Annotated in this window: 10 protein-coding genes; 4 read left to right on the forward strand and 6 right to left on the reverse strand. The window is 72.1% G+C overall.

The features are described from left to right. Window positions 1–55 precede the first annotated feature (55 nt). Window positions 56–988: a LysR family transcriptional regulator gene (locus ACQVFL_RS09505; protein ID WP_396691236.1), complete on the forward strand. Its 933-nt coding sequence runs from the start codon at window positions 56–58 to the stop codon at window positions 986–988. Here ACQVFL_RS09505 and hrpA read toward each other — a convergent pair. After that, a complete protein-coding gene (gene hrpA, locus ACQVFL_RS09510) occupies window positions 985–4,965 on the reverse strand; it encodes an ATP-dependent RNA helicase HrpA (RefSeq protein WP_431729190.1) in 3,981 nt (1,326 codons plus the stop codon). The genes ACQVFL_RS09505 and hrpA overlap by 4 nt on opposite strands. A 225-nt stretch (window positions 4,966–5,190) precedes the next feature. On the opposite strand from hrpA, the gene ACQVFL_RS09515 reads away from it, so the two are divergent. Next, entirely contained in the window at window positions 5,191–5,568 is a 378-nt protein-coding gene (locus ACQVFL_RS09515; protein WP_396691232.1) for a cytidine deaminase, read from the forward strand. Between the two features lie 321 nt (window positions 5,569–5,889). Here the strand turns inward: ACQVFL_RS09515 and ACQVFL_RS09520 are convergent, their stop codons facing one another. The 4 genes from ACQVFL_RS09520 to trmB form a co-directional block, all read right to left on the reverse strand. Further along, window positions 5,890–6,534 carry a hypothetical protein gene (locus tag ACQVFL_RS09520; protein WP_396691230.1) on the reverse strand — a complete coding sequence of 215 codons (645 nt, stop codon included), beginning with the start codon at window positions 6,532–6,534 and terminating at the stop codon, window positions 5,890–5,892. Window positions 6,535–6,575: 41 nt separating this feature from the next. Beyond that, window positions 6,576–8,054, reverse strand: coding sequence for an O-antigen ligase family protein (locus ACQVFL_RS09525; RefSeq protein ID WP_396691229.1), 1,479 nt, complete (start codon window positions 8,052–8,054; stop codon window positions 6,576–6,578). A 127-nt stretch (window positions 8,055–8,181) separates the two neighbouring features. Then, window positions 8,182–10,686 carry a DEAD/DEAH box helicase gene (locus ACQVFL_RS09530; protein WP_431729191.1) on the reverse strand — a complete coding sequence of 835 codons (2,505 nt, stop codon included), beginning with the start codon at window positions 10,684–10,686 and terminating at the stop codon, window positions 8,182–8,184. Between the two features lie 160 nt (window positions 10,687–10,846). After that, window positions 10,847–11,557 (reverse strand): tRNA (guanosine(46)-N7)-methyltransferase TrmB, encoded by a 711-nt coding sequence (gene trmB, locus ACQVFL_RS09535; protein WP_431729192.1) that lies wholly within the window; start codon window positions 11,555–11,557, stop codon window positions 10,847–10,849. Between the two features lie 143 nt (window positions 11,558–11,700). Here trmB and ACQVFL_RS09540 point away from each other — a divergent pair, with 143 nt between their 5' ends. Both ACQVFL_RS09540 and ACQVFL_RS09545 read left to right on the forward strand, forming a co-directional pair. Next, window positions 11,701–12,339 (forward strand): hypothetical protein, encoded by a 639-nt coding sequence (locus tag ACQVFL_RS09540; protein ID WP_396691223.1) that lies wholly within the window; start codon window positions 11,701–11,703, stop codon window positions 12,337–12,339. Between the two features lie 433 nt (window positions 12,340–12,772). After that, a complete protein-coding gene (locus ACQVFL_RS09545) occupies window positions 12,773–13,444 on the forward strand; it encodes a class F sortase (protein ID WP_396691872.1) in 672 nt (223 codons plus the stop codon). A 109-nt stretch (window positions 13,445–13,553) separates the two neighbouring features. On the opposite strand, the gene ACQVFL_RS09550 is transcribed toward ACQVFL_RS09545, so the two are convergent. Further along, entirely contained in the window at window positions 13,554–13,865 is a 312-nt protein-coding gene (locus ACQVFL_RS09550; RefSeq protein WP_431729193.1) for an antibiotic biosynthesis monooxygenase family protein, read from the reverse strand. Window positions 13,866–13,913: the final 48 nt, after the last annotated feature.

Raw genomic sequence — 13,913 nt, forward strand, 5'->3', positions numbered from 1 at the left:
TGATCAGTCGTCCAATGCATCGACACCGCAGTCTTGATAGCCATAAGCTATGTAGATGCAGCTCCATCAGCTGAAGTACTTCGTAGCGGTGGCAGAAGTACGACATTTCACCCAGGCGGCCGACATCGTCGGCATAACTCAGCCCTCGTTGAGTAAGCAAATTCACGCCCTGGAGGACAGCCTCGGTGCCCCGCTGTTCGAGCGGGTAAGGGGGAACATCGCCCTCACCGCCGCCGGGGAGGTGCTGCTGCCGCTGGCCAAGCGGATCCTGGCCGACGTCGACACCGCCACCCGGGAGGTGCAGGAACTGGTCGGCCTGCGGCGCGGCCGGGTACGCCTCGGCGCCACCCCCAGCCTGGCCACCTCGCTGGCCCCGCCGGTGCTGCGGCTGTTCCGCGACGCCCATCCCACCATCGACCTGCGGGTGGAGGAGGGCGGCTCGCAGGACCTGGTCCGGGACCTGCTCCGCGGCGACCTCGACCTGGCGCTGATCATCATGCCGGCCCAGGGCACCGACCCCGGGCTGCGTGCCGACCCGATCCTGCGGGAGAGCCTGGTGGTCGCCTCGGTCGACCCGCTGCCGACCGCCTCGACCGGCGGCGACCTGCGCATCACCGACCTGCGCGACCAGCCGCTGGTGATGTTCCGCGAAGGCTACGACCTGCGCGACGCCACCCTCCAGGCGTGCCGCGCCGCCGGGTTCGAGCCGACGCTCTCCGTCGACGGCGGCGAGATGGACGCGGTCCTCAGCTTCGTCGAGGCCGGGCTGGGCGTCGCGCTGGTCCCCGGCATCGTGGTGGCCCGGCGGCCCGGCATCCGGGTCACCCGACTGGCGCCCCCCGGGGTCCGCCGCACCATCGCGGTGGCCCGCCGCCGCGACGTGGTGCCGACCCACGCCGGCCGCGAACTGCGCCGCATCCTGCTGGAGTACGTGCAGACCGCCACCGCCGGCGCGCAGCTCCCACCCGGCGTGGAACCCCTGACCTAGCCGCTCTCCGCGTCGTCCATGGCACGGTAGATGCGCTGCTCGGAGACCGGGTACGGGGTGCCCAGCGCCTGGGCGAAGACGTTCACCCGCAACTCCTCGATCATCCAGCGGATCTGCCGCACCGCGGCCGAGTTCCGACGGGCAGCCGGCAGCGCCGCGACCATCTCGTCGTACTCCCGTTGGACCACCGCGACCCGGTCCTGTTGCTGCTTGTCCCGCTGCGGGTTGGCCGCCAACCGGTCCATCCGTCGCTCGATCGCGGTCAGGTAGCGCAGCAGGTCGGGCAGGCGGGCGTACCCGGCCTCGGTGATGAATCCGGCGTGCACCAGCCGGGTGAGCTGGGCGCGGATGTCGGCCAGGGCGGCCACCACGGCCAGGTTCCTCGTCGCGCCGAGTCGCTGCTGCACCGCGTACGCCGCGCCGAGCACCGCCCGGACCCGATCCATCACCTCCACCACGGTGTCCACCAGCCCGGCCCGCACGGTGTCCCGCAGCGCGGCGAAACCCTCGACGTCCCAGGCCGGTCCACCGGCGTCGGCGACCAGCTTGTCGATCGCCGCCCCGGCCGCGTCCTCGATCAACGCCTGCACCCCGCCGTGCGGGTTGCGGGACAGCGCCAGCTTCGCCTCGTTGGACAGCCGCCCCTGGAGGAACTTCGCCGGCGACGGCACGGTCAGCCGCAGCAGCCGCCGGGTGCCGGCCCAGTGCGCGGCCTCCTGCTCACCGGCGGAGTCGACGACGCGTACGCCCACCGTGGCGCCCTCGTCCACCAGCGCCGGGTACGCGGTCACCGCGTACCCGGCCCGGACCTGCTCGATGGTGCGCGGCAGGGTGCCGATCTCCCAGCCGGTCAGCCCGGTACGCGCCATGTCCGGCGCGGCGGCGGCCACCACCTGGCGTACCTCCGCCGTGAGCCGACGTTGCAGGGACGGCAGGTCCTTGCCCTCGGCGACCGGCTTGTCGTCCTCGCCGAGCACCCGGAACGTGACCCGCAGGTGCGCCGGCAACCGGCTCAGGTCCCAGGCGTCGCGAGGGACCGTCACCCCGGTCATCCGGCGCAACTGCCGGGTCAGCGCGTCCAGCAGCGGCTCCTCGCCGGGGGTGATCGCGGCCAGTGCGGCGCGCGCGAAGTCCGGCACCGGCACGAAGTTGCGGCGGACCGGCTTCGGCAGCGACCGGATCAGCGCGATCACCAGCTCCTCGCGCAGCCCCGGCACCTGCCAGTCGAAGCTCTCCGCCGGCACCTGGTTGAGCAGCGGCAACGGGATGTCCACCGTCACCCCGTCGGTCGGCGTGCCCGGCTCGAAGGTGTACGTCACCGGCAGGCTGACCCCGTCGGCACTCCACGAGTCCGGGAAGTCGGCCTCGTCCACCCCGCCCCGACCGGCGTTGACCAGCAGCTCGCGGGTGAAGGTGAGCAGGTCCGGCCGCTCCCGGCGGGCCGTCTTCCACCACCTGTCGAAGTGCCGTCCGGAGACCACGTCGGCGGGGATCCGCTCGTCGTAGAACTGGAAGATCGTCTCGTCGTCGACCAGGATGTCCCGCCGCCGAGCCCGGTTCTCCAACTCCTCCACCTCGGCCAGCAGCCGCTGGTTGTCCCGCCAGAACTGGTGGTGGGTGGACCAGTCGCCCTCGACCAGCGCGTGCCGGATGAACAGCTCCCGACTCAGCGTCGGGTCGATCCGGCCGAAGGTGATCTTCCGAGACGTGACCAGCGGTACGCCGTAGAGCGTCACCTTCTCGTATGCCATCACCGCCGCCTGCTTCTTCTCCCAGTGCGGCTCGCTGTAACTGCGCTTCACCAGGTGCTGGGCGAGCGGCTCGACCCACTCCGGTTCGATCCGCCCGTTCACCCGCCCCCACAGCCGGGACGTCTCCACCAGCTCGGCGGCCATCACCCAGCGCGGCGGCTTGCGGAACAGCGCCGACCCCGGGAACAGCCCGAACTTGGCTCCCCGGGCACCCAGGTACTCGTGCTTCTGGGCGTCCTTCAGGCCGACGTGGGACAGCAGACCGGGCAGCAGCGACTGGTGCACCCGGGGGGTGTCGATCTCCTCCGGCAGGTCCGCGTTCGGCGTACGCAACACCTGGCGCAACTGGCTGACGATGTCCTGCCACTCGCGTACCCGCAGGTAGTTGAGGTACTCGGCCTTGCACATCCGGCGGAACGCGCTCGACGACAGGGCCCGTTGCTGCTCGCGCAGATGACGCCAGAGATTGAGGTACGCGACGAAGTCCGATTCCTTGTCGGCGAACCGGGCATGCGCCTGGTCCGCCTGCGCCTGCCGGTCGGCCGGACGTTCCCGCGGATCCTGGATCGACAGCGCGGCGGCGATCACCATCACCTCGACGGCACACCCGTTGCGCTCGCCCTCCAACACCATCCGGGCCAGCCGGGGGTCGACGGGAAGCTGGGCGAGCCGCCGCCCCAGCGCGGTCAGCCGGCGGGCCGGATCGGTCTCCGTCGGGTCGAGGGCACCCAACTCGTGCAGCAGGTTGACGCCGTCGGCGATGTTGCGCCGGTCCGGTGGGTCGATGAACGGGAAAGCGGCGATGTCGCCCAGCCCGATCGCGGTCATCTGGAGGATGACCGAGGCCAGGTTGGTCCGCAGGATCTCCGGATCGGTGAACTCGGGCCGGGCCAGGAAGTCCTGCTCGTCGTAGAGCCGGATGCAGATACCGTCCGAGGTACGCCCACAGCGGCCCTTGCGCTGGTTGGCGCTGGCCTGCGAGACCGGCTCGATCGGCAGCCGCTGCACCTTGAGCCGCTGCGAGTAGCGGGAGATCCGCGCGGTCCCCGGGTCCACCACGTACTTGATGCCCGGGACGGTCAGCGAGGTCTCCGCCACGTTGGTGGCCAGCACCACCCGCCGCCCACCGTGCGGGGCGAAGACACGGTGCTGCTCGGCGACGCTGAGTCGGGCGTACAGCGGCAGGATCTCGGTGTGGCGCAGCGCCGGCCGGTTCTCCACGAGCCTGCCCAGCGCGTCGGCGGTGTCCCGGATCTCCCGCTCGCCGCTGAGGAACACCAGGACGTCGCCGGGCCCCTCGGCGGCCAACTCCTGCACCGCGTCGCCGATGGCCTGGACCTGGTCGCGGACGTTCTCCTCGTCCGTGTCGTCGGCGTCCTCGTCGACCTCGACCAGCGGGCGGTACCGCACTTCGACCGGGTACGTCCGACCGGACACCTCGACCACGGGCGCCGGCACCCCGTCCGGATGCTCGGCGGTGGGCGGCCCGGCGAAGTGCCGGGCGAACCGGTCGGTCTCGATGGTCGCCGAGGTGATGATCACCTTCAGGTCCGGGCGGCGGGGCAGGAGCTGCCGGAGGTAGCCGAGAATGAAGTCGATGTTGAGGCTACGCTCGTGCGCCTCGTCGATGATCAGCGTGTCGTACTGGCGCAGCATCCGGTCGGTCTGCAACTCGGCCAGCAGGATGCCGTCGGTCATCAGCTTGACCAGGCTGTTCTCGCCCACCTGATCGGTGAAACGCACCTTGTAGCCGACCACGTCACCGAGCTGGGTACCCAACTCCTCGGCGATCCGGTCCGCGACCGTACGCGCCGCCAACCGCCTCGGCTGGGTGTGCCCGATCAGCCCGTGCACCCCACGGCCCAACTCCAGGCAGATCTTCGGCAACTGGGTGGTCTTGCCCGAGCCGGTCTCCCCGGCCACGATCACCACCTGGTGGTCCCGGATCGCCGCCGCGATGTCGGCCGCCCGCTCGCTGACCGGCAACTGCGCCGGGTAGGTCACCGCCGGCACCGCCGCCCGTCGGGCCGCCAGCCGCGCCTCCGCCTCGGCCACCTCGACCACGATCTCGGCGAGCGTCGCCTCCCGACGCTGCGGATCGCGTACCTTCCGCAACCCGTCCAGCCGCCGACGCAGCCGACGCTGGTCGCGGAACATCAACGTGGAGAGGCGACGGTGCACCTCGCGAACGGGATCGGTCGCGGCGGTGGTGGCTGGATTCTGCATGTCGTGGCCAAGGATAGGCAGCGCGCCGCCGACCCGCCTCCTGGTTACCCCCGGTGCGTGAGGAACCGGATGCCCGGATGCCCGGATGTAAGGAAGGGTCCCCTGCTAACGCCTCAGGCATAGGAAGGGTCCCCTCCTAACACCGTGCGCGCCTGCACCGCGTGGGTGTGAGCAGAGCGGCGGTCTATCGTTGACCGCCGAGCCGGAGCGAGCACGGGAACGCCGATGACGATGCGTGACACCGACCGGGCGCTGGTGCAGGCCGCCAGCGCCGTGGCCAAGCTGCGCTGCCGCAGCGCCGCACACACCCTTGCGGCGGCGGCCCGCACCGTCGACGGACGGATAGTCTCCGGCGTGAACGTCGTGCACCCCACCGGGGGTGCCTGCGCCGAGGTGGTCGTGGTGGGCACCGCGGCGACCCAGCACGCGGGCGAACTGGAGACGATCGTCACCGTGGGCGATCGCGGTCGGATCCTGGTGGCCCCCTGCGACCCGTGCCGGCGGCTGCTGGCCGACCAGTTCCCGGCGCTCCGCGTGATCACCGGCACGGTCGAGGACCCCCAGGTGAACCAGGTGACCGAGCCACCCACCACGCCCGGGTAACCCACCTGCACGCCCGAGTGACCCACCTGGCCTCGCGCGGTGCGCCCGTCCTCATGATCCGCGCAACCTCAGTGATACTGCTGCCTCCAAGGGAGCCTGAGACAGCACATCGCTGAAGGTGCGCGGATTGTGCATCGGTGTCGCGTCGGGCGTGCTCTCGATCGCGTCGCCGGCCGGGCCGAGCTGTGCCGACAGGCGGTGCGCTCGGCGGGCGGGTGGTCCGGCACCGGCTGGCACCGGACCACCACCGAGGTCGGAGGAGAACGACAGAGCCGACCGACGACGGGATGACCGGTTACGGACGTGCGGGGGAGAGGGGCGTCAGGCGGCGGCGGACCAGATGGCGCGGAAGGCGGCGGCCTCCCCGGCCAGCCAGCGTTCGATCTCGTCGGACTTGGCGCTGTCGGGCATCCGATGGGTGGTGCCGCGGCGCACGTCGACCAGGACCGGCTCGGCGTGCGGCAGGACGGCGTCCATGTGGCGGGCGGTCAGGTGCAGGGCGGCCAGGGTCGCCTCCTCGCTGGGCGGCGCCTCGTCGAAGTGCAGGCGGACCGCTTCGGCACGGCCGTCGGCGTACCGGATGCCGAAGTGGGGGTTGATCTTGATGGGTAGGTCGCCGAGCATGGCCAGGGCGTCGCGGGTCTGCGCCAGGTCGACGGTGGCCGGCTCGCCGAGCGAGTGCAGCCAGGCGGTCGCGCCGGGCGTCAGGGCCTGGTAGAGCGGTCGCCAGCGGGGCTTGACCACGTCGACCACCTGGGTCAGGTGGGTGCCGCCGGTGTGGAAGGCGATGTCGGCCTTGAGCGCCTTGACGAACTGGCCGTGCGGGTTGAACCCCGAGCGGCTGGCCCGCTGCCGACGCAGGCCGCCGACGAAGCTGGCCTTGGTGGGCCCGGTACGGCCGACGTACCGGGTGAAGCCGAGGAGGGTGGCGTACGGCGTGAGGGGGGCGGAGGTGGGCGCTGTCACGAGCATCCTCCCAGGTCAGGAACTCGATTAGTACATATATTCTAATCGACGGGTCTGACATCGCCCAGAGGAGATAAGGGGCCGATCGGACTGCGCTGACGGGTCCGGATCGGCCAGGTCCGCAACCCTGTCCGGGTCGGCGCGAACGGGTCGGTCGGCGCCTTCGGTCGGCGGGGCTCGGGCGTCGTCCGCCGGGTCGGCGCGGCTGTCCGCTGCGGCACCGCCGCCACCGGGAGCGGCATGGGTGCGGGGGCGGCCGGCCGGGTCACGAGCAGCAGCGCCACCAGCAGCCACACCACCGTCGCCACCCGGTTGACCGTGGTGGTGGGCAGTCCCAGCGACCCGACGACGACCACGACCAGCAGCCCGGCGCCGAACCGCACCACGGCGCGGTCGGTCCGGCGGCGGGACCGCCACCAGAGCACGACCAGCATGGCCAGGATCGCGGTCTGCGCCACCACGCCGAGGACGCCGGCCATCACCAACGCCTCCACCCATGCCGAGTCGTAGGCGATGCGCAGCCCGTCCATGCCGAAGCCGGTCCACGGCGAGTGGGTGAACACGATCCCGGCGGCGTCGGCGAGCGTCGAGTTCTCGCCGAAGCGGCGGGCCGAGTACAGCGACAGGAGGCTGCCGGACTGCTCACCCGGGGTGAGCCACGCGTCGAGGAGCATGCCGCCGATCGGCGAGTCGGGCCGCCGCGCCTGGTGATCGAAGACGGCCAGGACGCCGCTGACGGCCAGCGCCGCGCCGACCCGGGTACGCCACGGCGAGCCGGCCCAGGTCTGCCAGATCGCCACCGGCAGCCCGACCAGCAGGAAGATCTTGGACGCGGTGAGGAGCCCGCCGATGGTGAGCAGGACCCCGGCGGTGGCGAGCGGGACGGGCCGGCGACGCAGCAGGAACACGGCGGCGACCAGCCCGAGGCTGTACATGACACCGGCCTCGGCCGGTTGGTTGAACACGCCCGAGTAGCGGCCCATCGTGGCGGCTCGCTCGGCGGTCGTCACCGTGCCGGTGTCGCCACTCCACCAGGCGCTGAGGATGTGGTCGTACGCGCCGGGGTCCATCAGCATCGCGTACGCCAGGATCGCGTTGGCGGCGAGGATCGTGACGAGCGTCCCGGCGGCGAACCGCAGCAGTCGCAGCCGGTCGACGTCACCGGAGACGATCAGGTAGCCGGCGGTCAGGACGATCGCCGGCAGGAGCAGGTTGTCCAGCCCGGCCCAGAAGCCGACCGTGCGCATCCCGGTGGGGAGGTGGGCGTCGCCGATCGACGCCACGGCGGCGACCGTCGGATAGGCGACGAGCAGGGCGGCGAGCGCCACGACCGGCCCGGGGGTGGTCGGCAGGCGTCGGGCACGGGCCAGGAACGCGAGCACCGCGACGGCGCAGACGGCGAGCTGCTCGGTACGGACGCCGGACACCACGTACGGGCCGAACGACGCCGCCACGAGCACCACGACGGCGCCGTCTGCGGAGCGCTGCCCGGGAAGGATGCGTCGTCTATGTGATGGCATGTGAGCGTCGACCCCCACTGTCAAGGAACGCCCCATTTTGTGCCGCCGATCTGCGGGTACGGCGAAGCCCGGCCCGCTCGGCGCGTCGCGCCGCCGAGGTCCGGTTGGTCGGGTGACCGGGAGACGCCTAGAGCTGGCCGACGTCGGTGACGCGGACCACCGCCGCCCCGGCCTCGTCGGAGGCGGCCAGGTCGACCTCGGCGCTGATGCCCCAGTCGTGGTCGCCGTCCGGGTCGTCGAGGATCTGCCGGACGCTCCAGCGTTCCCGACCCTGCTCGATCATGAGCAACGCGGGGCCACGGGCGTCCGGCCCGGTGCCGATCTCCGGGTACGCCTCGAAGTACGGCTCCAGCGCGTCCGCCCAGGCGTCGGCGTTGAACCCGGATTCGGCGTCCAGCTCGCCGAGGGCGTCCCAGTGCCGCAACGCCGCCAGTTCCACCCGCCGGAACAGGGCGTTGCGCACCAGCACCCGGAACGCCCGCGCGTTGCGGGTCACCGCGGCCGGTCGATCGTCCAGGGCGGCGGCGACGTCGGGCAGGTCGCCCGGGTTACGCAGCCGCTCCCACTCGTCGATCAGGCTGGAGTCGACCTGCCGGACCAACTCGCCGAGCCACTCGATCAGGTCGACGAGTTCCTCGGTCTTGGCCTCCTCGGGCACCGTCTGGCGCAGCGTCTTGTACGCGTCCGCGAGGTAGCGCAGCACCAGCCCCTCGGACCGGGACAGCCCGTAGAACTGCACGAACTCGGTGAACGTCATCGCCCGCTCGTACATGTCCCGGACCACGGACTTGGGGGAGAGCTGGTGGTCGGCCACCCACGGATGCCCCTGCCGGTACATCTCGTACGCGTTGTCGAGCAGCTCGGCCAGCGGCTTCGGCCAGGTCACCTCGTCGAGCAGTTCGATGCGGGCCTCGTACTCGATGCCCTCGGCCTTCATCGCGGCGACCGCCTCACCACGGGCCTTGAACTGCTGCGCGGACAGCACCTGGCGAGGGTCGTCGAGGATCGACTCGATCACCGACAGCACGTCCAGCGCGTACGACGGGGAGTCGGTGTCCAGCAACTCGATGGTGGCCAGGGCGAGGGGCGACAGCGGCTGGTTGAGCGCGAAGTCCAGTTGGAGGTCGACGGTGAGCCGGACCCGCCGCCCGGTCTCGTCCGGCTCGGGCAGTTCCTCGACCACACCACCGGCCCGCAGCGCGCGATAGATGGCGATCGCCCGGCGGATGTGCCGGCGCTGCGCCGCCGCGTCCTCGTGGTTGTCGGTGAGCAGGTGCCGCATCGCGGCGAACGCGTCGCCGGGACGGCCGATGACGTTGAGCAGCATCGAGTGGCTGACCTGGAAGCTGGAGGTCAGCGGCTCCGGCTCGGCCGACACCAGGCGGTCGAAGGTGGGCTGGCCCCAGCCGATGGAGCCCTCCGGCGGCTTCTTCTTGACCACCTTGCGCCGCTTCTTCGGGTCGTCACCGGCCTTGGCGAGCGCCTTCTCGTTCTCGATCACGTGCTCGGGCGCCTGCACGACCACCCGACCGAGGGTGTCGAAACCGGCCCGACCGGCCCGGCCGGCGATCTGGTGGAACTCGCGCGCCTTGAGCAGCCGGGTCCGTACGCCGTCGTACTTGGACAGGCCGGTGAACAGCACGGTGCGGATCGGCACGTTGATGCCGACGCCGAGGGTGTCCGTACCGCAGATGACCTTGAGTAGACCTGCCTGGGCGAGCGTCTCCACCAGCCGGCGGTACTTGGGCAGCATGCCGGCGTGGTGCACGCCGATGCCGTGACGGACCAGGCGGGACAGCGTCTTGCCGAAGCCGGAGGTGAACCGGAAGCCGCCGATGGCCTGGGCGATCATGTCCTTCTCGGCGCGGGTGCAGACGTTGACGCTCATCAGCGCCTGTGCGCGCTCCAACGCGGCGGCCTGGGTGAAGTGCACGACGTACACCGGGGCCTGCTTGGTCTGCAGCAACTCTTCGAGCGTCTCGTGCAGCGGCGTCATCGCGTACGAGAAGAGCAGCGGGACCGGCCGCTCGGCCGAGCGGACGACGGCCGTCGCCCGGCCGGTACGCCGGGTCAGGTCGTCCACGAACCGGGTGGTGTCGCCCAACGTGGCCGACATCAGCACGAACTGCGCCTGCGGCAGCTCGATCAGCGGGACCTGCCAGGCCCAGCCCCGGTCGGGCTCGGCGTAGAAGTGGAACTCGTCCATCACGACCTGGCCGACGTCGGCGCGGCTGCCCTCGCGCAGCGCCAGGTTGGCCAGGATCTCCGCCGTGCAGCAGATGATCGGCGCGTCGGCGTTGACGCTCGCGTCACCGGTCAGCATCCCGACGTTCTCCGCGCCGAACACCTCGCAGAGCGCGAAGAACTTCTCCGACACCAGGGCCTTGATCGGCGCGGTGTAGAACGTCGTCCGGTCGCCGGCCAGCGCGGCGAAGTGCGCGGCGATCGCCACCAGGCTCTTGCCGGAGCCGGTCGGCGTATTCATGATCACGTTCGCGCCGGAGACGATCTCGATGACCGCCTCCTCCTGGTGGGGATAGAGGTCCAGGCCGCGCTCGGACGCCCAGCCGGCGAACGCGTCGTAGAGGGTGTCGGGGTCGGCGGTCTTGGGCAGCGCGGCGGTGAGAGTCATGGCCGGTCCATCGTGCCTGTCGCCGCCCCACCAACGCCAACCGGGGATGCTGCCGCCGCCCGCCGCCGGGCCGTGGGTTCGGATGTAAGGAGGGGTCCCCTGCTATACACCAGGCGTTAGCAGGGGACCCCTCCTTACATCTGGGAGCCCGCGCAGCGCTTCAGCGGCGGCGGTACATCAGGTCGGCGATCGGCCGTCCCGCCCGCAGCGCCCGCCGTTCGAACCGGGTGACCGGCCGGTGCTCCGGCCGGGGCGCGACCCCGTCGTGGAGGTTGACCAGGCCGGGGTCGGCGTCCAGCGTGAGCCGCATCGACGCCGCGTACTCCGCCCAGTCGGTCGCGCAGTGCAACGTGCCGCCCGGCGCCAGCCGGGACCGCAGCAGCGCCACGTGCGCCGGCTGGATCAGTCGCCGCTTGTGGTGCCGCGACTTGGGCCACGGATCCGGGAAGAACACGTGCACCGCGTCGAGGGAGTCGGGCGGCAACAGGCGTACCAGGTCCAGCGCGTCACCCTCGGCGATCCGGAGATTGCCCAGCTCGCGCTGGTGCACGAGGTCCAGGAGGTTCGCGATTCCCGGCGTGTGCACCTCGACCGCCAGATAGTCTCGATCCGGGTCGGCGGCGGCCATCTCGGCGGTCGTGTCGCCCATGCCGGACCCGATCTCGACCACCAGCGGTGCCCGCCGGCCGAAGAGGTCGACCGGGTCGAGTCGGTCGACATCGGCCACCCGCAGGGCGTACATCGGCCACAGGTGCGTCAACGCCGCCGTCTGACGGTCGCTCATCCGGCCGCCACGCGGGTGGAAGGTGCGGATCGGCCGCGCCGGGTGGGGCGGCGCGGACACGGTGGGAAGCGGGTCGGTGGAGGTCACAGCGAACCGAGCCTACGCGAGCATCGCGCCGGATCGGATGTGAGGTACGACCGGGAGTGAGACCATCATCCCGTACGGCAGGCCGGGTGTCCGCAGCGGCGTCCGGCGACTGCTCCGGCGCGCCGGGAGGGGGCATCGTGTCAGTGACCCGCACTCGTCGGGTGCCGTTGCTGCTCGTCGCCGCCCTGCCACTGCTGGCGGCCGTACTCGCCGTACCGCTGCTGCCGCCCGGTCCCGCCCGGGCCGGCGTACCCGTCGCTGCGCGCTCCGGTCCGACGGCCGCCCCCGCCGCGCCGTGGTCCGACCTGACGGCCGTCCGTGCCGCCGCCCCGCAACCGGATCCGACCGGCGTGGTCGCCGCCCCGCAACCCGGCCCGAACGTCTTCGTCGAGGTCATGCCGAGCACCGTCGAACCGGGCCACATGGTCGGCCTGCGGGCGAGCTGCCAGGACAACTCCGTCGGCGCGATCGTCGTCTCGGACGCCTTCGGCCGGGTCGCGGTGCAGCCGCAACGCGGCCTGCTCTTCGGGACGGCGATGGTCAAGGACCGGGTGCTCCCCGGCAACTACCGGGTCAAGCTGGAGTGCCGGGGCGGCGAGACCGCGTCGACGATGGTCCAGGTCGTACGCCAGATGAAGCCCAGCCGAGGCCCGGCGACCGGTTTCGGCGGCGCGGCCGGCGGTGTCGCCTCCGGGCTGCTGCTGCCCGGCGGGCTCGCGCTGACCGTCACCGGGATGGTCGTCTGGGTCGCCGCCACCCGTCGGCGCGGCACGGGCGGGTGAGCCCGCCGTGCCCGCCCCGCGCGCCCCCCGTCCCACCGGCTCCGGCGGTACGCCCCGCACCGGCCGCCCGTCGCCCGTCGCCGGTGCCCCGCGTAGCCGCCCGGTAGCCAGCCCGCCCCGCCCCGACCTCTTCGTGCCCGATCCGCCGCGTCCCGGCCCCCGCCCACCCACGGTCGCCGCACCCGGCACCTCTCGTCCATCCGTGGCCGCCTCGCCGGTTAGCGCTCACCCTGCCGTGGCCGCCTCGCCGGGGACGCCGTACCCACCGACTGCCACACCGCGCAGGTCGCGTCCCTGGGCACACCTTCCCGTCGACACCCCACCTCCGGGGCCGGGCGGACCACCGCCGGGTTCGGGCGTACCGTCGCCGGATCGGGCGTACCCGACCGACCTGGACGGGCCGGTTCCGCCGGACGTGCAGGGCCGGGCCCCGATCGGCGCCGGTGCCCGCGTCCGTGCCCGCCGTGCGCAACGGGTCGAGCGCTCCGGCCGTCGCCCGTGGTCGCTGCCGCTGGCCGTGGTGCTGGTGCTGGTGGGTGTCTTCGCCACCGGAGCCGGGCTGGGTCGTACCGCCGGTTCCCCGCTGGGCTGGGCCGCGACCGGCGGCGAAGCGGCGTCGACCTCGGCACCCGCGACGCGGACCGTGGCTCGACCGGTGAGCCTGTCGGTGCCCTCGATCGACGTCTCCGCCCCGGTGAAGCCGGTCGGCGACGCACCGGACGGCACGATCGGGGTGCCGCCGCTGAGCCGACACCAGGAGACCGGCTGGTACGACCGAGGCCCGGTCCCCGGCGACCCCGGCCCGGCGGTGATCGTCGGGCACGTGGACACCAAGAGCGGCCCGTCGGTCTTCTACGACCTGGGCAAACTGCGGGTGGGCGACACGGTCGAGGTGAAACGCGAGGACGGCTCGGTGGCGGTGTTCACCGTGGACTCCGTCGAGCACTTCCCGAAGGACCAGTTGCCGGCCGACCGTGTCTACGGTCACGACGGCCCACCGACCCTGCGCCTGATCACCTGCGGCGGACAGTGGCTCGGTGGCCAGGACGGCTACGCCGACAACGTGATCGCCTTCGCCAGCCTCACCACCACCCGCCCCGCCTGACCATCCCGGTGTCGGCGTCCTCGTCGGCGCGGCCGGACGGGACGGGCGGGGCCGGGCGGGATTCTCGCCCGCCCCGGCTTCCCGTCGCCAGGGTGTGAGCGGCTGCTGGTCAGGGGACCTGCTGAACGACCTCGAACTCCAGGAGAGTGGCGCCGGAGGCGACCGGGGGACGCTGCTCGGCACCGGGTGGGGCGGCGTGGGCGGCCCGGGCGGGACCGTTGGCCCAGTCCTGGTACGCCTGCTCGGTCTCCCACCGCGTGTACACGAAGTAGCGGTTCTCACCGGCCACCGGGCGCAGCAGCTCGAAGCCGAGGAAACCGGGGGAGTTCTCCACGGCGCGGGCGCGGGCGGCGAACCGCTTCTCCAACTCCGCACCGGCACCGGGCGGGACGTCGATCGCGTTGATCTTCACAACTGCCATGTCTCCACCCTAGACCCGGATGAACGCATCAGATCTTGGTGCACGGAT

This window comes from Verrucosispora sp. TAA-831, assembly GCF_050780145.1.
GTDB lineage: Bacteria > Actinomycetota > Actinomycetes > Mycobacteriales > Micromonosporaceae > Micromonospora.